This is a genomic window from Deinococcus sp. LM3 (genome assembly GCF_002017875.1).
GTDB lineage: Bacteria > Deinococcota > Deinococci > Deinococcales > Deinococcaceae > Deinococcus.
The window spans coordinates 44,947-70,204 of record NZ_MUFV01000003.1 but is presented as its reverse complement, the minus strand read 5'-3'; the positions used below and the strand labels follow the sequence as shown (position 1 = coordinate 70,204).

General features: G+C 68.8%; 22 protein-coding genes. 14 read left to right on the top strand and 8 right to left on the bottom strand.

All coding sequences use genetic code 11. The features are described from left to right. Positions 1-78: 78 nt before the first annotated feature. The 8 genes from BXU09_RS16295 (at position 79) to BXU09_RS16260 (ending at position 6,518) form a co-directional block, all read left to right on the top strand. Positions 79-2,865 (top strand): AAA family ATPase, encoded by a 2,787-nt coding sequence (locus tag BXU09_RS16295; RefSeq protein WP_078305404.1) that lies wholly within the window; start codon positions 79-81, stop codon positions 2,863-2,865. 9 nt (positions 2,866-2,874) lie between these two features. Continuing rightward, complete coding sequence (locus tag BXU09_RS16290) at positions 2,875-3,195, top strand: metalloregulator ArsR/SmtB family transcription factor (protein ID WP_055364057.1); 321 nt, start codon at positions 2,875-2,877, stop codon at positions 3,193-3,195. A gap of 9 nt (positions 3,196-3,204) precedes the next feature. After that, positions 3,205-3,666 carry an arsenate reductase ArsC gene (locus BXU09_RS16285; RefSeq protein WP_078305403.1) on the top strand — a complete coding sequence of 154 codons (462 nt, stop codon included), beginning with the start codon at positions 3,205-3,207 and terminating at the stop codon, positions 3,664-3,666. A gap of 1 nt (position 3,667) precedes the next feature. After that, positions 3,668-4,354 (top strand): aquaporin, encoded by a 687-nt coding sequence (locus BXU09_RS16280; RefSeq protein WP_078305402.1) that lies wholly within the window; start codon positions 3,668-3,670, stop codon positions 4,352-4,354. Beyond that, positions 4,351-4,782, top strand: coding sequence for an arsenate reductase ArsC (locus BXU09_RS16275; RefSeq protein WP_078305401.1), 432 nt, complete (start codon positions 4,351-4,353; stop codon positions 4,780-4,782). Before BXU09_RS16280 ends, BXU09_RS16275 begins: the two co-directional genes overlap by 4 nt. Continuing rightward, positions 4,779-5,492, top strand: a complete 714-nt coding sequence (locus BXU09_RS16270; RefSeq protein ID WP_078305400.1) for a metallophosphoesterase family protein — start codon at positions 4,779-4,781, stop codon at positions 5,490-5,492. Before BXU09_RS16275 ends, BXU09_RS16270 begins: the two co-directional genes overlap by 4 nt. An 89-nt stretch (positions 5,493-5,581) precedes the next feature. Beyond that, positions 5,582-5,902 carry a metalloregulator ArsR/SmtB family transcription factor gene (locus BXU09_RS16265; RefSeq protein WP_078305399.1) on the top strand — a complete coding sequence of 107 codons (321 nt, stop codon included), beginning with the start codon at positions 5,582-5,584 and terminating at the stop codon, positions 5,900-5,902. Positions 5,903-5,936: 34 nt separating this feature from the next. Beyond that, positions 5,937-6,518 (top strand): DUF6428 family protein, encoded by a 582-nt coding sequence (locus tag BXU09_RS16260; RefSeq protein ID WP_078305398.1) that lies wholly within the window; start codon positions 5,937-5,939, stop codon positions 6,516-6,518. 216 nt (positions 6,519-6,734) lie between these two features. Here the strand turns inward: BXU09_RS16260 and BXU09_RS16255 are convergent, their stop codons facing one another. The 8 genes from BXU09_RS16255 to BXU09_RS16220 all read right to left on the bottom strand — a co-directional run bounded on the left by BXU09_RS16255 (position 6,735) and on the right by BXU09_RS16220 (position 19,146). Next, positions 6,735-8,594, bottom strand: coding sequence for a glycogen debranching N-terminal domain-containing protein (locus tag BXU09_RS16255; protein ID WP_078305397.1), 1,860 nt, complete (start codon positions 8,592-8,594; stop codon positions 6,735-6,737). A 73-nt stretch (positions 8,595-8,667) separates the two neighbouring features. Continuing rightward, a complete protein-coding gene (locus BXU09_RS16250) occupies positions 8,668-10,194 on the bottom strand; it encodes a carbohydrate ABC transporter permease (RefSeq protein WP_078305396.1) in 1,527 nt (508 codons plus the stop codon). Continuing rightward, positions 10,191-11,285 carry a sugar ABC transporter permease gene (locus BXU09_RS16245; protein WP_078305395.1) on the bottom strand — a complete coding sequence of 365 codons (1,095 nt, stop codon included), beginning with the start codon at positions 11,283-11,285 and terminating at the stop codon, positions 10,191-10,193. Before BXU09_RS16245 ends, BXU09_RS16250 begins: the two co-directional genes overlap by 4 nt. A gap of 140 nt (positions 11,286-11,425) precedes the next feature. Next, entirely contained in the window at positions 11,426-12,667 is a 1,242-nt protein-coding gene (locus BXU09_RS16240; protein WP_078305394.1) for an extracellular solute-binding protein, read from the bottom strand. After that, entirely contained in the window at positions 12,664-13,641 is a 978-nt protein-coding gene (locus BXU09_RS16235; protein ID WP_078305393.1) for a LacI family DNA-binding transcriptional regulator, read from the bottom strand. The genes BXU09_RS16240 and BXU09_RS16235 overlap by 4 nt, the downstream gene beginning before the upstream one ends. Before the next feature lie 505 nt (positions 13,642-14,146). Next, positions 14,147-15,625, bottom strand: a complete 1,479-nt coding sequence (locus tag BXU09_RS16230; RefSeq protein WP_078305392.1) for a replication initiator protein A — start codon at positions 15,623-15,625, stop codon at positions 14,147-14,149. Between the two features lie 800 nt (positions 15,626-16,425). Next, the gene (locus tag BXU09_RS22130; RefSeq protein ID WP_078305391.1) at positions 16,426-17,832 is read right to left on the bottom strand and encodes an AIM24 family protein; all 1,407 of its coding nucleotides are present in this window, start codon (positions 17,830-17,832) and stop codon (positions 16,426-16,428) included. 108 nt (positions 17,833-17,940) lie between these two features. Continuing rightward, on the bottom strand, positions 17,941-19,146 hold the full coding sequence (locus BXU09_RS16220) for a helix-turn-helix domain-containing protein (RefSeq protein WP_078305390.1): 1,206 nt from the start codon (positions 19,144-19,146) through the stop codon (positions 17,941-17,943). Between the two features lie 170 nt (positions 19,147-19,316). On the opposite strand from BXU09_RS16220, the gene hpaE reads away from it, so the two are divergent. The 6 genes from hpaE to BXU09_RS16190 all read left to right on the top strand — a co-directional run bounded on the left by hpaE (position 19,317) and on the right by BXU09_RS16190 (position 25,243). Continuing rightward, on the top strand, positions 19,317-20,840 hold the full coding sequence (gene hpaE / locus BXU09_RS16215) for a 5-carboxymethyl-2-hydroxymuconate semialdehyde dehydrogenase (RefSeq protein ID WP_078305389.1): 1,524 nt from the start codon (positions 19,317-19,319) through the stop codon (positions 20,838-20,840). Then, on the top strand, positions 20,837-21,400 hold the full coding sequence (locus tag BXU09_RS16210; RefSeq protein ID WP_078305388.1) for an SMI1/KNR4 family protein: 564 nt from the start codon (positions 20,837-20,839) through the stop codon (positions 21,398-21,400). Before hpaE ends, BXU09_RS16210 begins: the two co-directional genes overlap by 4 nt. 33 nt (positions 21,401-21,433) lie before the next feature. Next, positions 21,434-22,912 (top strand): 4-hydroxyphenylacetate 3-monooxygenase, oxygenase component, encoded by a 1,479-nt coding sequence (gene hpaB, locus BXU09_RS16205; RefSeq protein WP_078305387.1) that lies wholly within the window; start codon positions 21,434-21,436, stop codon positions 22,910-22,912. 1 nt (position 22,913) lies between these two features. After that, positions 22,914-23,882, top strand: coding sequence for a 3,4-dihydroxyphenylacetate 2,3-dioxygenase (hpaD, locus tag BXU09_RS16200; protein ID WP_078305386.1), 969 nt, complete (start codon positions 22,914-22,916; stop codon positions 23,880-23,882). 183 nt (positions 23,883-24,065) lie between these two features. Next, positions 24,066-24,851 carry a fumarylacetoacetate hydrolase family protein gene (locus BXU09_RS16195; RefSeq protein ID WP_078305385.1) on the top strand — a complete coding sequence of 262 codons (786 nt, stop codon included), beginning with the start codon at positions 24,066-24,068 and terminating at the stop codon, positions 24,849-24,851. Further along, positions 24,851-25,243: a 5-carboxymethyl-2-hydroxymuconate Delta-isomerase gene (locus tag BXU09_RS16190; protein ID WP_078305384.1), complete on the top strand. Its 393-nt coding sequence runs from the start codon at positions 24,851-24,853 to the stop codon at positions 25,241-25,243. The genes BXU09_RS16195 and BXU09_RS16190 overlap by 1 nt, the downstream gene beginning before the upstream one ends. Positions 25,244-25,258 lie beyond the last annotated feature (15 nt).

Here is a 25,258-nt window from a genome sequence, read left to right as displayed (position 1 = left end):
TTCCGATCTGTCAACGAAACAAACGGAAGCCGCATGACGCCGCACTGAACGGCTTCGGCAGGCCGGTATCCTGCGGGCATGCGTTTGCTTTTCTACCGTGATCTGGATGTCAGCCGGGTCCGCCGGCAGCTCGGGAAGGTTCAGGAGGCCATCGAGCGGGACGACTTCCGGACGCCGGACGTCAAGAAGCTCTCTCAGGGACCGTACTACCGCGCGAAACTGGACGACACCAACCGCCTGCTGCTGACCTTCGTGCGCAGCGGGCAGGAAACGGTGTGTCTGGCGCTGGAAGTCATTCACCAGCATGCCTACGAGAAGTCCCGGTTCCTGCGGGGCGCGGTGATCGACGAGGCGAAACTGCCGGATTTCTCGGTCGCCGGAGCGGCGCAGGAGGCGGCGCCCGTGCGGTACCTGCACCCGACGCGCCGTGAATTTCACCTGCTGGATAAGGTCATCTCGTTCGACGACACGCAGGACGTGGTGTACCGCACGCCCGCCCCGGTGATTCTGGTCGGGTCGGCCGGAAGCGGGAAGACGGCGCTGACGCTGCAGAAACTGCGGGACGTGCCGGGGCGGGTGCTGTACGTGACGCTCTCGGCGTACCTGGCGCAGGGGGCGCGCGAACTGTACGGCGCGCACGGCTTCGAGAACGAGGCGCAGGAGGTGGATTTCCTGTCGTTCGCGGATTTCCTGCGGACCATGCGCGTCCCGTCCGGGCGGGAAGTCTCGTTCGGGGACGTCCGGGACTGGGCGGCGCGCCAGCCGGGCCTGAAGTTCACGGACGCGCACCAGCTGTTCGAGGAGTTCCGGGGGGTGCTGAGCAGCGCTCCGGGTGGCCCGCTGTCCCGCGAGGCGTACCTGCAACTGGGCGTGCGTCAGAGCATCTACGCCGCCGAGCAGCGGCCCGCCGTGTACGACCTGTTCAGCAAGTACCTGACCTGGATGGAAGGCGCGGGGCTGTTCGACGCGTCGCTGCTCGCCTCGGCGTACCTGCCGGACGCGGCGCCGACCTACGATTTTGTGGTGGTCGACGAGGTGCAGGACCTGACGGCGGCGCAACTGGCGCTGATCCTGCGAACCCTGCGGACGCCGGGGCAGTTTCTGCTGTGCGGCGACTCGAACCAGATTGTCCACCCGAACTTCTTCTCCTGGGCGGCGGTCAAGACGCTGCTGTACCGCGATCCGGAACTGGCGGAACGCCAGAAGATCAGCGTGCTGCAGGCGAACTTCCGGAATTCCGGTCAGGTGACGCGGGTCGCCAACGACCTGCTGAAGATCAAGCACGCCCGGTTCGGCAGCGTCGACCGGGAAAGCAACTTCCTGGTGCGGGCGGTGGCGCAGGAGCCCGGCAGCGTGACGTTCCTGCCGGACGACCCGCGCGTGAAACGGCACCTCGACGATCAGATTCGCGGGAGTACCGAGTACGCCGTGCTGGTGCTGCGCGACGAAGACAAGGCGGCGGCCCGTAAGGCGTTCGGGACGCCCCTGATCTTCAGTGTGCATGAGGCCAAGGGGCTGGAGTACCCGAACATCATCCTGCACAACTTCATCAGCGGCGCGCGGCAGACCTTCCGGGAGATCACGGAGGGCGTCACGCCGGTCGACCTGGACCGGGACGAGTTGAACTACGCGCGCGCGCGGGACAAGACCGACAAGTCGCTGGAAATCTACAAGTTCTACGTGAACGCCCTGTACGTGGCGGTCACGCGCGCGGTGAACCGCGTCACCCTGATCGAGTCGGATACCGGCCACCCGCTGCTGTCCCTGCTGGGCGTCGGGGTGGGCGACGAGGCCGAGCAGTTACGGGCCAGCCGCGCCAGCCGGGACGACTGGGAGCGCGAGGCCCGCAAGCTGGAATTGCAGGGCAAGAAGGAGCAGGCCAGCGACATCCGCCGCCGGATCCTGCAGCGGAAACCGGTGCCGTGGGAGGTCTGGACCCCGCCGGTGCTGGCGCGGATGCAGGCGGAGGTCCATCAGCATCCCGGTGACGCCAAAAAGGCGCGTGACCTCACGGATTACGCGCTGCTGAACCTGGACGCGGAACTGCTGGGCGAGCTGCGGGACCTGAAGATCAAGCCGGCCCAGTCGTACCTGCGCAATGCCGTCAAGGACCGCCGGTTGCAGCGTCAGGCCGTGCTGGACAAGTACCGGCGGCCCTACCAGACGGGTCAGCTGAAAGCGGTGCTGGCCGACACGGAACGTTACGGCGTCGATCACCGCACGCAGGAGAACCTGACGCCGCTGGCACTGGCCACCCTGCACGGGCAACTGCCGCTGGTGGATGCCCTGCTGGAGCGCGGCGCGGACCTGAACCAGACGGACCTGTTCGGGCGCACGCCGCACATGCTGGCGCTGGAGCAGGCCATGCAGGACCCGGAGTACGCCCGGACGCAGCTGGGACCGCTGTGGGAACGGGTGCGTCCCTCGCATCTGGACGTACTGGTCGGTGACCGCCTGACGCGGCTGCCGTCCGGCGGCGCGGAATTCTACTTCCTGAGCGTCATGCTGGCGCAGTGGCCGCACTACACCTCGCCGCTGGTGCATCCGGATCTCGGGCCGCGTGAGTTGCGTCAGCGGCAGACGGGTTTTTTCGTGGACACCCTGCAACTGAACCTGGCGTTCTTTCCGTTCAACGTGTGGCGCGAGGCCCGCCGCAAGCGCACGTACTTCAATCATGTGCTGGCGCGCGCCGAGGTGAACAGCAGTTACGTCCCGGCCCGCCGGCTCTGGCAGCGTGCCGCCCACGGACTGTACGAACTGAACCCCGAGCTGCGCGTGAAACTGCTGCTCGCGCCGGGCGCCGAGGGCGAGTGGGTGGATCCTGCTCGGCTGCGGGCTCCCCTGGAGCGCGGCCGGGTGGTCTAGGATGGCGGCGTGATCTCCACTGCCACACCGACTGTACTTGATCAGCTCAAGGCCCTGGCCCAGGACACCCGCTTCGAGTTGTTACGGCACCTGGCGGCCGGTGAGCGCTGCGTGTGCGACCTCGAGGACCTGCTGCAACTGCCGCAGTCGAAGGTGTCGTATCACCTCGGCGTGCTGCGCGAGGCGGGACTGGTGGAGTCCGAGCAGCGCGGGAAGAACACCTACTACGCCCTGAACCGCGAGCCGCTGTTCCGGCTGGGCGGCGACCTGCTGGTCAGTCTGATGCCGGATCACACAGCCCTGACAGATCAATCCAAATCGGTATGTTAACGTGACCGTGTGACCCGTGTCCTGATCCTGTGTACCCACAACTCCGCCCGCTCGCAGATGGCCGAGGCCCTGACCCGCGACGCCGCCCGCCGCCTCGGCGTGAACCTGGAGGTCCACTCGGCCGGGACCGAGGCCACCCGCGTCAAGGACGACGCGATCACCGTGATGAACGAACTGGGCCTGGACCTGAGCACCCACACCAGCAAGACCCTCTGGGACGTGCCGGACGCGCAGAACTTCGATTACGTGGTGACCGTGTGCGACAGCGCCGCCGAGGCCTGCCCCGTGTACCCCGGTCAGACCACCCGCCGCCACTACCCCTTCGTGGACCCGTCGGGCGGCAGCCTGGACCGCTGGCGGGCCGTGCGCGATCAGCTGCGGGTCCAGTTCGAGGCGTTCGTGCAGGCCCTGAAAGACGGCCGGGACGCGCCGCCCACCTACGAGGACAGCCCCGCCGTCACGGTGGCCTGACGTGAGCGTTCCCCTCGTGCGCGCCGTCACGGCAGAAGGACTGGGCACCTTCGCCCTGGTGTTCTTCGGGCCCGGCGCCGCCGTCGTGCAGGCTCAGACAGGTGCCCTGGGCCACCTCGGGGTCGCGGCCGTGTTCGGTCTGACCGTCACGGCCGTGATCGCGGCGCTGGCCCCGATCAGCGGCGCACACATCAACCCGGCCGCGACCTTCGCCCTGACGCTCGCCCGGCAGTTCCCGAGAGAGCGGGTGCTGCCGTACGTCGCGGCGCAGCTGACCGGGGCGGCGCTGGCCGCATACGCACTGCTGGCCCTGTTCGGCCTGAAAGGCAACCTGGGCGTGACGCTCCCGGCCGGCAGCCTTCCCCAGGCGTTCATCCTCGAACTGATCCTGACCTTCTTCCTGCTTCTGGTCGCGCTGCGCTCCGGGCTGCCCTGGGTGGTGGGCGGCGTGGTCGCGCTGGAAGCCGCGATGGGCGGACCGATCACCGGGGCGAGCATGAACCCCGCCCGCTCCTTCGGCCCGGCGCTGGCCAGCGGGATCTGGACGGCCCACTGGCTGTACTGGGTCGCCCCGCTGCTCGGCGCGGCCCTCGCCGTCGCCGTCAACCACCTTCTCGCGCCCGCCACGCCCGTCGAACCCCAACCGCAGCAGGCCCAGAAATTCGTGCCTGAAGGAGACCCCGTATGACCGACACGTCCCGCCTGCCCCGCGTGCTGTTCCTGTGCACCGGCAACACTGCCCGTTCCCAGCTGGCCCAGGTGCTGCTTGAACACCACGGCGGCGGCCGTTACGCGGTCACGTCGGCCGGGCTGGAGCCGGGCAGCGTCAACCCGTTGACCGTGCAGGTGTTGCAGGAGTCCGGTCTGCCCACCGGGCACCTGCAGGCCAAGGGCGTCAGACCCCTGATCGCGGAGCACTTCACGTACGTCATCACGGTGTGTGACCGCGCGGAGGCGAACTGCCCGATCTTCCCGAACGCCACGTACCGGCTGCACTGGCCTTTCGAGGATCCGGCCGCCGCCACCGGCAGCGACGAGGAACGCCTCGCGGTGTTCCGGCGCGTGCGGGACGAGATCGAAGCCCGCATTCAGGCCTGGGTGGCGCCGCGCGCATGAGGGTCGCGGTCTTCGGGGACGTGCACGGCAACCGCTTCGCGCTGGAGGCGGTGGCCAGGGATATCGAAACCCACCGGCCGGACGCCTGGGTCAACCTGGGTGACGGCCTGTTCGGCGGCGCGGACCCGGCCGGCGCGTGGGCGCTGCAGCGGTCACTGCGCGAGGAGTTCGGGGTGCTGGAGGTGCGCGGCAACACCGACGAGCGCCTGGGTGAGCCGCTGACGGACACCACCGAGAAACGCGGGATGCTGGCGTGGCTGCATGAGCAGCTGCCCGCAGGCGCAGGAGCGGAGGTCGCGGCCCTGCCCACCTCGGTCACGCTGGCCGGTGGCGAGATCCTGGCGGCGCACGGCAAACCGGACTCCGCCTGGACGTACCTGCTGCGCGACGGGGGGGCCTGGGCCGGTGACGACCTCGTGCAGGAACGCCTGGGGGACGTCGGGAATGCCCGCGTGGTCATCGTGGGCCACTCCCACCTGGAGCACGTGCGCCAGATCGGTCCCGTGACTGTCGTGAACGCCGGAGCAGTCTCCAGACAGAAAGACGGCTCTCCGCTGGCGCGCTGGGTGCTGCTCGAGGGCGGGGACGGGATCTGGAACGTCACGTTCCGGCGGGTGCCCTACAACATCGAGGCGGCGGCCCGGTGGGCGGAGGCGCACGCGTACCACGGTGTCAAGGAGGCGGCGCAGCTGCGCACAGGGCGCGGGTAGGCCCGGCGGTGGGGGAGGGGTGGCCGGACACACTGCCCCCTTCCCCTGAACGCATTGACATTCTTCGATGAATCGGCGACCATACATCCATGGATTTCGATGGAACGGCCGCCGTGTTCCGGGCGCTGGGTGACGTGCACCGCCTGCGGGCCCTGCACTTCCTGGCGACCGCCGACGCCACCTGCTGCTCGACCGGGCAGGGCGTGTGCACCTGCGACGTCCAGGCCATGCTGGGCCTCAGCCAGCCCACCACCAGCCACCACATGAAACTGCTGGTCGAGGCCGGACTGGTCACCGCGCAGAAACGCGGCCGCTGGACCTACTACGCCCTCAGCGCCCACGGACTGCACCTGGCCCGCACCGCCATCGGCGCGCTGCTGGCCGCCGCGCCACACCAGGACGCCGCCTGAACCCCCAGCCGCCCCCACCCCCCAGGAGAACGCCATGACCCAGACCACCCAGCCCCAGCCCACCGACCAGTCGATCCCTGGCCTGACCGGAACGACCACCGCCGCCCTGATCGGCGACCTGCGCGCCCAGCCCCAGCGCCCACTGGAATTCTGGCTGAACGGCGAGGTGCTCGTGCCCGCCGGGTACCACGTCACCGAGGTCAAGGCCGTCACCATCGAGGCGATGGACTGCGGCGGACAGGCCAACCTCTGGCGGGAAACCGTCATCCAGCTGATGGACGGCACCGCGGCCGAGGCGCAGGCCGGATTCATGACCAACCGCAAGTTCCTGGCCATCTACGACCGCGTGGTCCGGCACATCCCCGTGCGCGACGGGGCCGAGCTGCGCTTCGAGTACGGCAACGACCGCGCGCCCGCCCTGCAGTACCACGTCAGTCACCTCGAAAGCCGACCGGAACGGCTGATCATGCACCTGCGCACCCCCGGCGTGCAGTGCAAGGCCGGTGAACTCTGCGGCCTGCCCGCCCCGGACAGCACCGACAGCACCGACAGCACCGACGCTTGCGAGCCCGGCAGCGGCTGCTGCGGCCCGCAGGCCCCCATCTCGCTCGGCTGAAGCCCGAACTGAACGCCGCAACAAAACAGTGACCGCCGGGACGGGTTGAGTTCCCGGCGGTCACTGCCCGGCCTCTGCTGCCCGGGCACACGGACTCTGATTGATACCGACTCCGATTGAAGGGTCGTTGCAGCCCCTTCAATCGGAGTCCGTATCACTCATCCCGCCAGGCGATCACCACCCGGCGGGCCGTGCACAACAGACCCGGAATCCGCGTCAGTCGCGGCGGGTTTGCAGGAGTCCGGCCAGTGCGAGTGGAATGGCGGCGTCCCAGCCCTGCGGGTGGCACGCGGCGGGGTACGGGACGGGCGGGGTGCCGTCCTCGCGGGGGAAGCCGGCGAACAGTTCGCTCAGGCGGCCGTCCGGGGCGGCGCGGGCCGCGTCGAACAGCGCGCGGGTCACCTGCGCCGCCTCGGCGTGCAGGCCCAGGCGGGCCATGCCCAGCGCGGCCAGGGCGGTGTCGTGAGGCCAGACGCTGCCGTTGTGGTACGACACCGGATTGAACCGTGGTTCCCCCGTGCCCAGCGTGCGGATGCCCCAGCCGCTCCAGAGTTCCGCGCCCAGTGCGGTGCGGGCGACCTGCGCGGCGAATTCGGGGGCGATGATGCCGGTACACAGGGTGTGCGCGGCGTTGCTGACCAGCACCCGCAGGGGCCGCTTGTCGCCGTTCAGGCCGTGCACGTAGTACCCGCGTTCCGGCCACCAGAAGGCCCGCTGGAAAGCCCGCTGAAGCTGCGCGGCGCGGTCCTCCCACTCGGGGGCGCGCTCCGCTTCGCCCAGCGTGCGGTACAGGCGGGCGGCGGCGCGGTAGGCGGCGTACGCGTAGCCCTGCACCTCGATGACGGCCACGTGCCCACTGACGTCCTGGCCGTCCTCGGTGAAGGTGCTGTCGCCGCTGTCCTTCCACACGGCGTTCGTGATGCCGCCGGGGTCCGGGGTGTACTCGATGAAACCGTCCCCGTCCGGGTCGCCGTCGGTCAGCAGCCAGTTCAGGGCCGCCTCCCAGTGGGGCCTCAGTTCCCGCGCGAGGTCCGGGTGCGCCTCCGCAAGTTCCCCGACCAGCCACACGAACAGCGGCGTGGCGTCGGCGGTCGCGTAGTACGGCCGGTGCGGCGTGCGGCCCAGCCGCGTCAGTTCCCCGACGCGCATCTCGTGCAGGATCTTGCCCGGCTGCTCCAGCGTGACCGGGTCGTGCCGCTGCCCCTGGTGCGCCGCGAGAAAGCGCGCGACGGTCAGCGCCAGCTGCGGCAGGTGCCGGTGGACCATCAGGGCGATCAGCATGGAGTCCCGCCCGAACGGCGCGACGAACCACGGCAGGCCCGCCGCCGGGAACGCCCCGAAAGCGGTCTCGAAGCTCAGGCTGCGCAGGTCCGCGACGCTGCGCTCCAGGATCCGCTGGTCCTGCGGGTCCGGCAGGGTGAGGTCCGCGCGGACCTGGGCGGTCAGGCGGGCGTACTCGGCGTGCAGGGCGTCCGGGTCGCCGGGGGTGGGCGTCTCGTCACCCTGCAGGGGGTACACGCTGACGCGCACGTCCGTCTGCGCGTCCGTGAGGGTCCAGACGAGCGCCCCGTCCTCCCAGCGGGCGGGCGGGCTGGTCTGAACGCGGGTGCGGCTGTGCAGGCCGTCCAGGGCGGTATGCTCGAAGTCCACGCCATCCGGGCCGGGGCGTACCTGCACGTCCCGCGCGCCCAGTTCGCCGGGCCAGCCGCGCACCTCGAACATGTCCAGGTAGTCGGCGTTCAGGTGCAGCCGCAGTTCGTGCGGGCCGTCTCCCAGGTAGCGGGTGACGCGCAGCGTGTCGCGCAGTTCGGTGGCGGTCAGTTGCAGGTCGCGGCGCAGGCCGACGCGCATGGTGTAGCCCACGTTCGCGTTCGCGCTCTGCTGGTGCAGCCAGTACGGGCCGTGTTCGTGCTGCGCGAGCGTCTGGGGCGTCTCGCCGTCCAGTCGCCACTCGTAGCGGGACAGGACGCGGGTGTCGCGGCGGTACAGGCCGCTCTCGCCGTCCGCGACGCGGTAGTGGGCGTCCCCGACGAGGTACAGGTCATTTTCTTTCAGGACGGTGCGGGTGTTCAGCATGGTGGGAATCCTTCGGTGAAGAGTCGGAGCGGGGAGGAACAGGTGCAGGAGGAATGGGGGAGTGGTGGGCCGGTCAGCCCTTGACGGCGCTGTCGGCCCCGGTGTCCACGAAGTACCGCTGGAACACCACGAACAGCACGATCACCGGAATGGCGCTCAGGACCGCGCCGGCCAGGATCAGGCCGTAATCGCCCTGCCCGCCGTACAGTTCCCGGAAGTTCGACAGGCCCACCGTCAGCGTGAAGCTGGCGTTGTCCCGCAGGATCACCAGCGGCCAGAAAAAATCGTTCCAGGCGCCCTGAAACTGCGTGATGGACAGCGCGATCAGGGCCGGCCCGGCCTGCGGCAGCATCACCCGGAAGAAGGTCGTGAGCGGCCCCGCGCCGTCGATGGCGGCGGATTCCTCCAGTTCGCGCGGCATGCCCTCGAAGAACTGCTTCATCAGGAACACGCCGCCCGCCGCGACCAGCCCGTTGAGCCACAGCCCCCACAGGTTCAGCAGGCCCAGGTCCTTGAGCAGCACGTAATTGCTGACCAGGTTCACCTGACTGGGCACCATCTGCACGAACAGCACGGCCACCAGGAAGATCAGGTTGCGGCCCGGGAAGGTCATGCGGGCCAGGGCGTACCCGGCCAGCGAGCAGAACACCACGGCCGCCGCGACCCGCAGGAACGCGTACAGGAACGAGTTCAGCACCCACGAGAAGAACAGGCTGCGGCCCGAGGCGGGGTCCGCCGTCTCCCGGAACGCCCGGCGGTAGTTGTTGAAGGTGTACCCCAGCACGCCCGGCGTGACGTTCCGGAACGCGAAGGACCGCCCGAAGTCCTGCCGGTCGCTGGGTGGCAGGGTGCTGCCCACGATGCTCTGGCCGCGCTGCACGTCCACCTGCAGCGGCGTGCGCTCGAACACCGGGCCGCGCAGGGTGTACCCGGCGGGGCCGCGCGTGAGTTCCACGGTCTGCCCGGCGTTCAGTTCGTACTGCCGTTCCTGCGCCTGCGGGGTGTCCAGGCGCACGGGAACGGTCTGCCCGTTGCCCAGGCGGGCGCGCAGGTCCGTGTCGGGTTCGGTCAGGGTGGCGCGGACGGTCTCGCCGGTCTGGCGGGTCAGCAGCGGGCTGCGGACGGTCACGCGGTACGTGCGGGTGTCGCCGCGGCGGGCCACCTCGCGGGTGTCCAGGGTGGCGTAGTCGCGCGCCTGCGCCTGCCGGGCCACGGCGACCAGACTGACCGGCTGGTACGGGAACAGCGTGACGGCGGGGGGGGCCTGCGGCGCGCCGGGCGGGGACTGCACCTGCACCTCGAAGGTGACGGTCCGGCCCGGGTGCAGGCCGCCCTGCCAGCCGTCGCCGCTGCCCTGCACGCCCTGCGCCCAGGCGCGCCCGATCACGGCGGGCGTCAGCTGCGGGATGTTCAGGGTGGGCGGGTACTCGTTGGGGTTGTCCTTGAGGCTGCTGAGCAGGCCGGTCACGAACGGCCCCAGGAAGAAGAAGCTCATGACCAGCATGAACGCGTACAGCCACGCGGCGCGCGCCCAGCGGCGGCGGGCCAGCCAGCGTTCCCGCACGGCGGGCGTGACGGGAGGCGGGGGAGCGGCGGTCATGGGGCCTCCGACGGGAAGAAGCGGCGCTGCGCGGCCACCATCACCAGGATGATCAGCGCCAGGATGATCGCCCCGGCCGACGCCATGTTCACGGGCGCGGCCCCGGCCTTGAAGGTGTTCGAGTACACGTAGTACGCCAGGGTGATCAGCGTGTCGCCCGGCGCGGCGCTGCCGATCACGGCCACCTGATCGAACATCTGCATGGTCCCGATCAGTCCGACCGTGATCACGTAGAACGTCACGGGCCGCAGCATCGGCACCGTCACCCGCGTCAGTTTCTGCCAGGGGGTCGCGCCGTCGATGTCGGCCGCCTCGTACAGCGCGCCGGGAATGTTCTGCAACCCCGCCAGGAAGAACAGCATCAGGGTGGGAATGGTCGTGAAGGTGTTCTGGATGATCACGACCAGCATCGGCACGCTCAGCACGCGCACGCCGCCCACGCTGATCCAGCGATCCGCGAAGTACTGGTAGTCGAAGGGCGGCACCTCACGCGCCGTGACCACGCCCGTCCAGGCGAGCGCGGCCGTCACGGCCACCGCCAGCAGCGCACTCGTGGCGGCCAGCGCCGGGTCCAGCCAGCCGGCCGGCAGTCGCCGCGAACGTTCCCACAGCACCTGCGCGACCTGCGCGGCGGCCAGCACGCCCAGAAAGGTCAGGATCAGCGGCTGGAACGCCTGCCACTGCGTGATCAGGTAGTTCGCCACGCCGCGCCGCTGGAACAGCCACAGGAAGATCAGCGTGATCACCACGCTGCTCGTGATGGACGGCATGTACCACGCCGAACGGAAAAAGCCCATGCCGCGGATGCGGGTGTTCAGCGCCACGGCCATCAGCAGCGCGCCCACGGTCTGCAGGGTCGTGGTGATGACCGCGAACACCAGACTGTTCGCCAGCGCCCGCCGGAACGACGGGTCGCCCAGCACGTCCGCGTACGGTTTCACGCCGATCAGGCGCGGATCGTTGAACAGGTTGAAGTCCGTGAACGAGTAGTAGATGGCCCGCCCGAACGCGTAGAAGAAGAAGACGGCGGTGGTGATCAGGAACGGCGCGAGAAACAGCAGCGCGGCGGGCGTCTGGCCTCGTCGGAGCATGGCAGGCCCTCCAGGGGGGGACCGGCACCCGGCAGAGAAAGGCCGGGACCGGACAGGAAGAAGAACGGGCGGGGCGCGGCAAGCAGGGCGCGGCGGGCAGGGGAGAGCCCTCCCGCCGCGCCGGATCATTGCCCCGGAGGTCAGCGTTTCTGGAAGGTGTTCATGTCCGCCTGCGCCTTCTTCAGGGCGTCGGACGCACTCTTCTGGCCGCTCAGGACGGCGGCGAGCGCCTCGTTGATGGGTTTGCTCCAGTCGGCACCCTGCGGGCCGAACGTGAAGGCGCGGACGTTGCCGTCGTCGGCTCCGTCGAACACGAGGCGGCTGTTCTGCGCGCCGGGGTCGGTCTTCCTGAAGTACGCGTTGCTGGTCAGCGCGGTGCGGCTGGGAATGGCGAGGCCCTGCTCCAGGACGTACTGCTGCACCTGCGGGCTGGTCAGGATGTTCAGGACTTTCAGGGACGCCGCGCGGTTCTTCGTGCCGCTGTTGATGGCCCAGCCGACGGTGTACAGGAAGTTGCCGCGCTGGCCGGTCTTCGTGTTCTTCGGCATCAGGGCCGTGCCGAACTTCAGGTTGGGGGCGTTGTCGCGCAGGAAGTTCACGACCCAGTTGCCCTCGATCCCCACGGCGACCTTCCCGGTCTTCAGGCAGCCGCCGGTCCAGCCTTCGCTGACCTCGCTGGGCTGGATGCCGACCTTGTTGCGCGCCAGTCCGGTGTAGAAATTGAACGCTTCCGCGAAGCGCGGGTCGGCGAGGTTGGTCCGGCCCTTGCTGTCGAACTGCGTCCAGCCGGTCGCGAACGCGAAGGCCCCGAAGCGGTCCCAGTTGGGTTGCAGGCAGATCCCGGCGTAGTCCGGCCCGAGTTTCTGCTTCAGGGTGGTCAGTTTGGTCTGCAGGGTCGCCCACGTGTCGGTGCCGTCGGGGTACTTCACGCCGGCCTCGTCGAACAGCGAGCGGTTGTACACCAGGGTCAGGGTGTTGAAGTCCTTGGCGACGCCGTACAGGCGTCCGCCGCGCGTGAAGGCCGCGTTCAGGCTCTTGATGAACGGACTGGTGTTCACGAGGCCGTTCAGCGGCAGGACCTTGCCGGTGGCGACGAACCCGTCGAGCGTCTCGGCCGGCAGGTAGAACACGTCCCCGGCGTTCCCGGCGGCCAGCAGGGTGGTCAGGGACTTGTTGTAGTCGCCCTGCAGGGGTTCGTACACGACCGTGATGCGGTCCTTGGCGAGGGCGGGTTTCACGAAGCGGTTGATCAGGTCGCCGACCACGGCGGGGTCGGTGCCGCCGTACCCGTTGATCTTGATGGTCGTCTGCGCGTGGGCGCTGCCCAGGGCGGCGCAGGCGGCGAGGGTCAGGCCGAGCAGGGTGAGTCGGGGTGCGTTCATGGGGTGCCTCCGGGGGGCGGCGCGACGGTCGCGCCGGGAAGAAGCTGCACGGGAATGAATTCGCCCCTGGCGGGCTGGCCGCTGATGGCGTCCTGCACGAGGGCCAGGGCGGTGGCGGCGATGCGGGGGATGTCCTGCGCGACGGTGGTGAGCGTCTGGCGGATCGGCAGTTCCGGCAGGCCGTCGAAGCCCACCACGCTGACCTGACCGGGGACGTTCACGCCCAGGTCTTCGAGGGCGGCCACGGCTCCGGCGGCGCTCTCGTCGCTCTGGGCGAACAGGCCGGTGAAGCGCGTGCCGGTCTCCCAGGCGCGGCGGACGGCGCGGTACCCGCCGAGAACCGTGAAGTCGCTGGCGATGGCCTGCACGTCCAGTCCGGCGGCGCGGGCGCTGTCGCGGCAGCCGCGCTCGCGGTCCTGGGCGACCTGACTGTCGCCGCGGCCCAGGAAGGCCAGCTGGTGGTGTCCGGCGCGGATCAGGTGTTCGGTGGCGAGGCGGGCGCCGCCCACGTCCTCCGGCGCGACCCAGAACTCGCCGGGCTGATGCCCGATCAGGACGCAGGGCACGCCGCGTGAACGCAGGTACGCGGGTCGGGGGTCGCCCTCGACGGCGTGCATGACCAGGACGGCGCTGGGCAGCCGGGCCATGCGGGTCAGGTCGGCGCGCAGGTCCACGAGCTGCACGCCCTGCGGGGCGGTCTGGCTTTCCAGGGCGCGGCGCAGCAGGACGTGGTAGGGGTGCAGGATGGGGTCGTCGCGGTCGAGGGACAGGCCGAGGGTCTGGCCGGTGCGCCAGCTGAGGTGGCGGGCAGCGGGGTCGGGGGCGTAGTCCAGGCGGGCCATGACGGCCTGCACGCGGGCGCGGGTGCGGTCGGCGACGGTCGGGTGACCGTTCAGGACGCGGCTGACCGTGCCCTTGCTGACGCCGGCTTCGCGGGCGATGTCGTCGATGGTGGTGCGGGTGCCTGGATTCATGAAGTGATTGTGCCGACCTTTGCCGCCTGGCGGGGAGGGGAGTGTGGATGGGTGGACTCGATTCTTTTGTAACCGGTTACAAAGACAGTGCGAACAACATCGCCTTCCGGAACCCGGTGCACCAGATCGGAAGGACATCCGGGCCCGGCGGCCCGAAGAATGTAAGCGGTTACAAAACCACTGTGGCACCCACCCCGCCCTGTGTCAATCCCCACTCACAGCCAGCCGGTTCGAGTCAGACGAACGCTGTTCCAGGCATGGATTTCAGTAACAAGCAGGGGAGAGGTTGAGGCCTCATTGGCAAGAGGGATGAGATGGTCGCAGCCGACACACGTGAATTCATATCCACCCTCAGTTCACCAGAGCGGCGCTGTAAGGCCCGTTAAAGCCCCTGCAAATCCCCATCCCGACAACCCTGTCGAACCTGGGCCCCGGAAGACCCTCCAGTGGCCTGACAGCGCCGCACAGACCCTAACAGGGCCAGCGTACGCTCAGGAATCCGCGACTATCCGTTCCCAGGCTCGTGCGTTTCGCGGAGCCGCTGGGCGAATTCCGGCAGGCGCAGTTCACTGGCCGCGCGGATCACTTCCCGCTGCACCTCCAGCGGGTCGGCCTCACCGGACAGCATGGCGGCCATCAGGCCCCGCAGGTGATGTTCGCGCAGCTCACGGCCCACGAACATCCGCACCTGCGTCAGGGCGCGCGCCGCCTGCTCGTCGCGCGGCAGGGCACTGAACTCTGAATTCATCCGCTCGGTCAACTCGTCGAGTTCCGTGGACTGCGCACCTGCCGCCTTCCTCGTCCGACTGGCCCGCTCTCCCACCGGCGTCTGCGTTTCCAGTTTCCCGGTCAGGGCAGGCAGACCCTGCACCACCGCCGTGTACTTGCCGTCCTCATCCTTGATCACGTCGACCAGCAGCGCCGAGCGTTTCTTGGGGGAGTACCCGCTACTCAGCAGCGACTGGAAGGCCTCCAGGCGGGTCGTGACGTGCAGTTCGCCGTACTGGTGCACCAGCTTGCGCGCCACGGGTAACACCACACCCTCGCGGCACAGCGCCTCGACCAGCGGCGAGTCCGCGATCACCTGCAGGCTCGGTTCGGGGGCCGGCGGATTGACCTGCACGTCACCGAATTCGTACACGATGGCGGTGCTCAGTCGCGTGCCCTCGTACGTGACGCTGCGCAGGTACCCCCGGTCGATCAGTTCCTGATGCGCGCCGTCCAGGTTGCGTTTGATGCGGGCAGGCATGGTCTCCAGCAGCTTGCACTCCCGCGCCCACTGCTGAAGCGGAATGTGCAGGACTGTCACCGGTTCGCTCAGGTGCACCGGATCGTACCGGCGGGCGTCCAGGATGCGGTACAGGCTACGAGTCAGGGACCGGTTGAGGCTCTGCACGAAGGTCATGTCCAGCGGCTTGACGTACTGCGCCCGCAGGCTCTGCACCACCGGCCGCGCCAGCCGGATGCGCAGCAGCGTGCCCGACCCGAACGTCAGACCGCCCGCCGTGTCCGCGTCGATCTGTTCGATGATGTTGAACTTGACGGTCGTCCAGCGGTCGTAGCGTTTGTCGCGCCAGGATTCACTGGCGGCGTACGTGGCGCCCTTGAGACGGTCCAGAGATTCCTGAAGTGCCTGGTAGTACTGGCCGCTGTCCGGGAAACCGGACTTGCTGAGCAGCTGGTACGCAGTGGTGTTCACTTCGCCGGAATCCGGTGAGCCCTGCTCGAGGTACATCAGATTCAGGGTAGTCGCGAAATCGCCGTCCAGACCGTGCGGAACGCCCCCGTACTCGCTGGGCGAGATGCAGGTCAGGCGGGCGGTGCGGTCCTCGACCGTCCACTCGTGGTCCCAGCGGGTGTAATCGCTGGGAATGCGTTCCTGCACGCAGATCAGACCCAGGCGCGCGGAGTTCGCCTCGTCGAAGCGCGTGATCTCAGCGGGACGCTGGGGCGGGACCGTCACTTTCTTGCGGGGGCGTGGCATATCGGGAAGTCCTCAGTCCGCACTCTACCAGCCAGTCACACCCGATTCAGGAACCCAGGTCGCGCCGGCAAGAAGCAACAGATCAGGGCGGTTTCGAGTCCCCTTGTTGTTGGTTGTTTTTGTTTGTTTTTAAAAGATTAAAAAAATGTTGTTAACAACAACAACAAGGGAGCGGGGGCAACCTGCGTGCCAGACGACGTTCTTCAATCGAACCTGCCGAGTAAATCGGGCTTTTTCTGTGGATAACTCTACCGAACCTGCCGAGTAAATCGGTAGTTCTGCCGAGTAAATCGGGCTTTTGGCAGACGAACCTGCCGAGTAAATCGGGCTCTGACCCGGTTCACCAACCACTGAACCTGCCGAGTAAATCGGGCTTTGCCTGTGGATAACCTGCCCAAAAAGCCGAGTAAATCGGGGGTCTCGCACGCCTTCCAAATGCCAACCTGCCGAGTAAATCGGGCTTTGCCTGTGGATAACCTGCCCAAAAAGCCGAGTAAATCGGGCCTGCTACTGCCACGACTACCGATTTACTCGGCAGGTTCAAAAAAGGCGAAAATGTCCCTCTAGAGCGGTATTTGCGCTCGATTCGCCCCGAACAGTCAAAAACAAACTACCGAGTAAATCGGTAGTGTTCCTTTCAGTCTTTTACCTGCTCTGCTCCGCCAAAGCTGCCGAGTAAATCGGGCGAGCCCGGCCGGTCGCCGCGCAGATGTATGGATAGAGTGGCTCCCGTCAAACACGATAGGCGGACCTGTGAATGGGTCCGCCTATCGTGTTTGACAGTTCTGTGGAGGCCAGACTCAGTGGCTGGGCAGGTTCTCCATGGCCGAGGCTTCCTCGTACGGTTGCACGACCACGAACCCGTCTCCCTGGAAGGCCATCTGGAGGGTTTCGCCGCCGCCCCGTCCGAACATGGAGCGCAGATCCTGGTTGACGCGCAGGTCCGGGCGCAGATGTTCACTCCAGGCGATGGTGGCGTTCGGGTCCGTGAAGATCGGTTCGTTCGGCGTGACACGCAGGGTCAGGGGCTTGCCGTGGCTCAGGATGGCGACCAGACCGTGCCCGCGTACCTGCACGCTGAACATCCCGCCGGCCACCATGCCCGCCACCGAGCGCTGCATGGTGATCTCGTGCGTGATGGTGTCCTCGAAGGCCAGCAGGTCCTTGCCGTTCACGTTCAGGGCGTCGCCCTGCAGGCGGATGATCGAGATCTCCTTGCCCTGATCGGCGAGGTAACACACGCCCTGCCCCTCGATGCTGACCAGGGGGCCCATCTCGCCGCTGCCCATGCGCATGGCCGCGCCCAGCAGCGCGCCCATCCCGCCGCCCGACCGCAGGCCCCCCACGAGGTCACGCAGGGTGCTCGACCGTTTGAATTCCAGGCGGCCCCGGTACGCAACCATCGCGCCGATCTTGCTCCAGACGCGGCCGTTGACCTTGACTTCCAGCATCTTGCTGCTTTCCAGTTCGAACACGTCGCCCGGCCGGTCCTGCTCGGCGCTGCGGCGCAGGAAGTCCGCGACGCTGCTGCCCTGCCCGGTGTCTGCCGGGGGCGCAGGCGGGGTGGGCGGCACCGGGGCCGGAGCAGGTGTGGGGGCCGGCGCGGGCGTGGGGGCCGGAGCAGGCGTCGGGACGAAAGGCGCCGCCGGTGGTGGAACGACGGGCGGGCTGGCCGGTGCGGGCGCCGGCTCGCCGGCCACCTGCCCGCCGAAGTACCCCAGCAGCGAGTCCAGTCCGCCCTGGAAGCCCTGCGCGACGCTGCCCAGTCGCCACCCGCTGGTGTGCCGGTACAGTTCCGCGATCATCACGGCCCGCTCCGCCGTGAACTGGGCGCCGCCGAGAACCACGGTGGCCCGCTCCGCGCCCTGCGGGTCCTGCACGCTCAGGCGCAGCTGCCCCAGGCGGCTCATGGGGGCGCTGTCGTGCGAGATCACGAACACCAGCCGCTCTATCCCGGGCGGCAGGGCGGCGAGGTCCAGGTCGAAGGTGGCGCGGCCCCCGTCCAGGTGCAGGGTCACCTCGCGGCCGGGGCTGACGAGCTGGTTGTAGAACACGAAGTACCGGTCGTCACGCAGCTGACGGTCGCCGTCCAGGCCGAACACACTCACGTCGGCCTGCGGCAGGTCGTGCGTGACCTGCACCCGCAGGCGCATACCGGAAATGAAGTCGGACAGGGGGCGTTTCTCGCCGGGCTGAAGTTGCGTCATAAATCACCTCGCAGGAGGAAACAGAGGAAGGAACCGGGGGCAGTCGCGTACGAAGACGTTTCCCAGTGTACGTGGCTCCGGCGCGCCCAACCCTGGCCGGGCGCGCCGTCAGGGCGACGGCTGGAAGGCGAGGTACAGCCGCGCGACGAAGGCCGGGTCAATCAACTGTCCGCCCAGCAGCTCCTCGGCGCGGCGCAGGCGGTACCGCAGGGTGTTCACGTGCACGTTCAGGTTCCGGGCAAGGTCGCCCAGTGACCCCTGGTGCGTCAGGTAGGCGCGCAGGGTATCGGCCAGTTTCCCGTCCGGATCCCCGGCGCGCAGGCGGGCCTGCCAGTCGGCGGCGTGCGCGGCGCGTTCCGGGCTGTCCAGCAGGGGCCGCAGCGGGTCCGGCTGCGTGAACGTGGCGGCCCCGCGCGGCCCGGCGTGCGCGAGGGCCTGCGCCGCCTCGCGCAGCGCGTCCGGTGCGCTCGCCGCCCCCACGTGCGCCCGGCTGACGCCCAGCCGGAAGGAGGCGGTGGTGGCGTTCACCAGCGCCTCGTGTAGACCGGCCGCCCCGGCAGGATCGGCCGTGGGCCACAGCCACACGGCCACGTCACTGTCCCCCTGGGCGCGCACGGCGGTCAGGCAGGTCAGGCCCCTCCGGTAGAAGAAGCCCTCGCCGACGCTGCACAGCACGTCCAGCTGCGCCGTGCGGGCCTCCCGCGTGCGTGCGGAACGGGGTGGCGGGCCGTCCAGGCGCAGCGCGGCGACCGTGAAGCCCTCGCCGGGCGGTAATGGTGAGGCGTCCCCCGCGAGGAGCGCCTCGAACTGCCGCTCACCGACTCGCCGCCGCGCTGCGCCCGCCGCCGCCGCCTGAAGCCGCGCGAGGCGCAGCAACTCCGCGATCAGGGCCGCCAGATCCGCCCAGCCGGGCGCGGCCCGCAACTGCAGCGTCCCGACCGGGCGCCGCTCGAATGCGAGGGGCACCTCGGTCAGTTCCGCGCCGTCCGGGACGTGACCGGCGTGCGCGACGACATCCCCCCAGCTGGCGCGGACCGTGACCTCGCCGCCCGTCACGCCCGCCAGCCAGCGGGCCAGGGTCACCTCCGGTTGCGGGTGGGTCAGGGCGCGCTGCGCGTCGTCCAGCAGGGCGCGCAGGCCCGGCAGGTGTGGCCTGAGCGAGTCCGCCTGGAGGCGCGCGAACGCGGCGCGGACGTCCACTGCGGGAACGTCAGGCAGCGCCCGCACGGCGGCCTCTGCGTCCGGTAGCAGTTCATCGCCTGCGGTGGAGGAGAGGTTCAGCGCCCCGCGCAGCGCCGCCAGGGTCACGCGCATCCGTCCACCATGCGATTGATCATTGTCGGATCATACAAAAGCCCTTGTGATTTCTGTGCATCACGCCGTTGAGTCGCCTCCCCGCGCGGGCCTACGCTGCGGGGAAGCTCAATTCACGACAGTTCCATTCACGACTGGGGCGCATTCCGACGCGCCCTCCCGGAGGGTTCATGACCACCATTCCGTCCCTGTCCCCACAAGGCGCCCTGCACGACCGTCTGCGCGAGCCGCTGCTCCACTTCATCGGCGGCGAATGGGTAGCCGCACAGTCCGGCGAGACCTTCGACTTTCACGCGCCCACGGACAACCGCCTGCTGGGCCGCGCGGCCAGCGGCGACGCCCGTGACATCGACCGCGCCGCGCAGGCCGCGCACGCCGCCTTCCCCGCCTGGAAAGCCCTGAGCGGCAAGAAACGCCGCGCGCTGCTCTACCGCGTGGCCGACCTGATCGAGGCCCGCACGCACGACATCGCCGTGGCCGAGAGCACCGACACCGGGCAGCCCATCCGCTTCATGAAGTCGGCCGCCGTGCGCGCCGCCGAGAACTTCCGCTTCTTCGCCGATCGCGCCGAGGGCGCCCAGGACGGCCTGAGTCTCCCCACCGACGGCTTCCTGAACTACACCGTCCGGCAGCCCATCGGGCCGGTCGGCGTGATCACCCCCTGGAACACGCCGTTCATGCTGAGTTCCTGGAAGATCGCGCCCGCCCTGGCCGCCGGGTGCACGGTCGTGCACAAGCCCGCCGAGTGGAGCCCCGTGACCGCCACAATCCTCGCGGAGATCCTGCATGAGGCGGGCATTCCCGCCGGGGTGGTGAACCTCGTGCACGGCTTCGGCGAGACCGCCGGGAAGGCCCTGACCGAGCACCCGCTGATTAAAGCCATCGCGTTCATCGGCGAGAGCCGCACCGGGAGCCTGATCCAGAAGCAGGGCGCGGACACCCTCAAGCGCGTGCACCTCGAACTGGGCGGGAAGAACCCGGTCGTGGTGTTCGACGACGCTGACCTGAGCCGCGCGCTGGACGCCGCGATCTTCATGATCTACTCGCTGAACGGTCAGCGCTGCACGAGTTCCAGCCGCCTGCTCGTGCAGCGCGGCGTGCATGACCAGTTTGTCGAGGGGCTGGCCGCGCGCGTGGCGAACATCCGCGTCGGCGATCCCCTCGACCCTGCCACCGAGGTCGGCCCACTGATCCACCCCGCGCAGCTGGAGAAGGTCTGCTCGTACTTCGACGCGGCCCGCGCGGACGGCGCGACCATCAAAGTCGGCGGCGAGCGGATCGGGGAGACCGGGAACTACGTGCGCCCCACCCTCTTCACGGACGCCCGCAACGACATGCGCATCAGCCAGGAGGAGATCTTCGGCCCCGTGCTGACTGTTATCCCCTTCGATACGGACGGGGACGCCCTGCGCCTCGCCAACGATGTCCCGTACGGCCTCGCGGCGTACCTGTGGACGAACGACCTGACCCGCGCGCACACCTTCGCGCACGGCCTGGACAGCGGCATGGTCTGGGTGAACAGCGAGAACGTCCGCCACCTGCCCACCCCCTTCGGCGGCATGAAGGCCAGCGGCATCGGCCGCGACGGCGGCGACTACTCCTTCGACTTCTACATGGAAACGAAGAACGTCGCCATCAACCTCAGTGGGCACCGCGCCCAGCAGCTCGGGATGCCGGGACCGGGGGAGCCGTGAGCGAGATCGCGCGCGCCTGGGAGCGCATCGAGGCGTGGTACGCCGCGCAGGACGCCGCCGACCGGCTGCTTCCCGGGGCCACTCCGGAACAGATCACCGCGCTCGAAGGGTTCCTGGGATTTGCGCTGCCCGCCGAACTGAGCGAGTCCCTGCTGCGCCACGACGGTAGCGAAGACACGGAGTGGCCGACCGGCACGCTGCTCGGCACGGCCGGTATCCAGTCCGAGGCGGGCATGTGGCGCGACCTGCTGGGCAGAGGTGCGTTTGCCGAGAACGCCGACCACGACGCCTCGGAGGGCCGGGACGAGATCCGGCGCGGCTGGTGGGCGCACGGCTGGATTCCCCTGGACGCCGACGGCGCGGGCAACGGCGCGGTGATCGACACCACCCCGGGTCCCGCCGGACGGGCCGGGCAGGTCATCGACATGGACCACGAGGCCGGCCCCAGCGGCCCGCAGCACCCCACCCTGGCCGCGTACCTGCACGCCCTCGCCGACCGGCTGGACGCCGGTGAATTCGTCATGGACGCGGGCGACCTGACCGAAGCCCCCGGCACCTGAACGCACACCCCACGCACCCCAAGGAGCACCGACATGGCCCGTACCGGACAGCAGTTCCTCGACCGCCTGCGCCTGAACCCGCCCAACCTGTACATCGACGGGCAGCGGGTGGAGGACGCCACCACGCACCCCGCCACGCGCAACATCGCCCGTTCGCTGGCCGGGCTGTACGACCTGCAACATGACCCGCGCTACCGTGACGTTCTGACCTTCGAGGAGGGGGGCGAGCGGCACGCGACCGCGTTCATGGTGCCCCGCACCAGGGACGACCTGCGCCGGATCGGCGAGGCGCACCGCCTCCGCGCGAACTACTCGCTGGGCACGCTGGGCCGCGCGCCGGACTACATGAACACGAACGTCATGGCCGCCGGGATGGCGAGCGCTTACTTCGACCAGTGCGAGTCCAGCGGCGAGCCGGGATCGGGCCGGAACTTCAGCGAGAACATGCGCCGCTACTTCGAGTACGTGCGCGACCACGACCTGTGCCTCACGCACGCCCTGACGAACCCGCAGGTGAACCGCAGCAAGCAGGCGTCCGAACTGCCCGATCCGTACATCGCCATGGGCATCGTCGAGGAGACCGACGCCGGTGTGATCGTGCGCGGCGCGCGCATGCTCGCCACCCTCCCGATTGCCGACGAGATCCTGATCTTCCCGTCCACCGTCATCAAGGAAAACGGCGACCGCAGCCGCTACGCCATCGGCTTCGGGCTGCCCACGAACACCCCGGGCCTGTACTTCCAGTGCCGCGAGCCCTTCGACCTGGGTCGCGACGTCGAAGACCACCCGCTGTCCAGTCGCTTCGACGAGCAGGACGCCTTCGTGATCTTCGACGATGTGCTGGTGCCGTGGGAGCGCGTGTTCCTGATGTACGACATGACCCTCGCCAACCAGGCCTACGCGAAGACCGACGCCGTGCTGCACATGGCGTACCAGGTCGTGAACCAGAAGGTCAGCAAGACCGAGGCGTTCCTGGGCCTCGCGCAGAGCATCGTGGACACCGTCGGCAGCGGGCAGTTCCAGCACGTGCAGAGCAAGGTCAGCGAGATCATCGTGACGCTGGAGATCATGAAGGCGCTGCAGGTGGCGGCCGTGGAAGGCGCTCAGCTCAACGCGTACGGGGTCATGACGCCCGCGCGCGGCCCGCTGGACGCCGCGCGGAACTACTACCCGGCGATCTACCCGCGCCTGAACGAGATCATCCAGCTCCTCGGCGCATCCGGGATCATCATGATGCCCGGCAAGGCCGACCGCGAGGGGCCGCTGGGGCACTTCATCGAGAAGCACCTGCAGGCCACGAACGCCAGCGCCGAGGAGCGGTTGAAACTCTTCCGTCTCGCGTGGGATCTGACCCTGAGCAGCTTCGGCGCGCGGCAGAACCTGTACGAGAAGCACTTCTTCGGCGACCCGGTCCGCATGCACAGCGCCCTGTACGAGGTGTACGACAAGGGGCCGTACGTGCAGCGTATCCGTGACTTCATCCACCAGCCTCAGCTGGTCGGGGCGGACTGACATGCCGACCCCGAACACCATCCGCATCGCGCACGGCATCTTCTATGTCACGGACCTCGCCGCCTCCCGCCACTTCTACGTGGACCTGCTCGGCCTGAACGTCCTGCACGAGACCGACGGCGCGCTGTACCTGCGCGCCAACGAGGACCGCGAGTGGACCCTGAAACTCGAACTCGCGCCCGAGGCGGGCGTGAAGCACCTCGCCTATCGCGTCGGCACGGACGCCGATCTGGACGCCCTGGCCGCCTTCCTCGACACGCAGGGCATCCCCTGGCGCTGGGAGACCGAACTGGACCGCCCGCGCCTGCTGCGCTTCCAGGACCCGTACGGCGTGCCCGTCGCGTTCTACGCGCAGTCCGTCAGGTACCCCTGGCTGCTGCAGGATTATCACCTGCACCGCGGCGCGGGCCTGCAGCGCATCGACCACATCAACGTCATGACGCCCGACGTGGAGGGCGTGATGCGCTGGTACATGGACCACCTGGGCTTCCGCCTCAGCGAATACACAGAGGACGACCACGGACGCATCTGGGCCGCGTGGATCCAGCGCCGGGGCAGCGTCCACGACCTCGCCCTGACGAACGGCATGGGCCCCAGGCTGCATCACTTCGCGTACTGGATGCCGGACATGGGGAGCATCATCCGCACCTGCGACATCCTCGCGGGCGCCCGCATGCCCGAACACATCGAACGCGGCCCAGGGCGCCACGGCGTCAGCAACGCGTTCTTCCTGTACATCCGCGACCCCGACGGGCACCGCATCGAGCTGTACACCTGCGACTACCTGACCGTCGACCCGGACTTCGAACCGATCCGCTGGTCGCTGAACGACCCCCGCCGCCAGACCCTCTGGGGCGCCAAAACCCCGAAAAGCTGGTTCGAGGAGGGCTCCCTGCTCGAAGCCTTCGACGGCGGCTGGGTGCAGCCCCGCGAGAGCGACCTGAAAGGCCTGCCCGTCCACGTGATTTAAGTTGAGTGGGAAGAACCCCTCCGCCCCCTGAAGGGGGCACCTCTGCTCCGCAGCTCTACGAGTCCCCTTAAAGGGGAGGCTTCAAGAATGTCCGTGCGCCGTTCAGGCTCCCCTCTGAGGGGAGCTGGCCGCGCAGCGGACTGAGGGGTCCGCCCGCGACTCCGTTCCCAACCGAGGTTTCCAATGAAAACTGCGAATTTTATGGCCCGAGGCCGTCAGCACCGTGGCGTGCTGCGAGATGGAATGCTGATCGATGCGGCGGGTGAGGCGCACCACCCGGACGGGGTGCAGTTCCTGCTGCCGGTCAATCCCGGCAAGGTGATCGCGCTGGCGCTGAACTACGCGGATCACAACGCGGAACTGGGTTTCAAGACGCCGGAGGAGCCGGTGATGTTCCTCAAGCCGAACACCAGTCTGTTGCCGCACGGTGGGACGGTGGAGTACCCGCGTGGGGCGCAGTTCATGCATTACGAGGTGGAGCTGGGCATCGTGATCGGGCGGGATGCGCGGCGCGTGAAGGCGAAGGACGCGGAAGCGTACATCGGCGGGTACACCATTGCGAACGATCTGGTGGTGCGCGATTACGTCAGCAACTACTACCGCCCGCCCATGCGCGCCAAGGGCTGGGATACCTTTGGGCCGCTGGGGCCGTACCTCGTGTCGGCGGACGAGGTGCCTGACCCGTACAACCTGGGCCTGCGGGCGTTCGTGAACGGGGAGCTGCGCCAGGAGGGCAACACGCGCGACATGATCCTGCGCGGGCCGGAGCTGATCGAGTTCATGAGCCGCTTCATGACGTTGCAGGCGGGCGACGTGATCCTGACCGGCACACCGAAGGGCGTGTCGCACGTGAAGCCGGGCGACGTGATGCGCCTGGAAATCGACGGGCTGGGCGCGCTGGAGAACCCGGTGGCCTGGGAGTCGGAGGACGCCGAGCCGCTGATCGCGCAGGAAGGGCAGCGGATCTGATGCCGCACCTGACCGTGGAGTACACCGACAACCTGACCGCGCCGCGCGTGCCGGAGCTGCTGCGCGCCCTGAACGGGGTACTGCTGGCCCGTCCGGACGTGTACCCGCCGGGCGGCATCCGCGCGCGGGCGCACCGCCTGACGGAGTACGTGGTGGCCGAGGGCGCGCATGACGACGCGTTCGTGCATGTGACCCTGAAGATCGCCGCCGGGCGCAGCGAGGCCGTGAAGGCCGAGACGGGCGCGGCGCTGTTCGAGGTGCTGAAAGCTCATTTTGCCAGCGACTTCGAATCCCGCTTTCTGGCGCTGTCGCTGGAGATCGCGGAGTTCAGCGAGGCGGGCACCTTCAAGCACAACAACATCCACGCCCGCTACCGGCCGGTGACCTCGTGAGCGGTCTCAGTGACG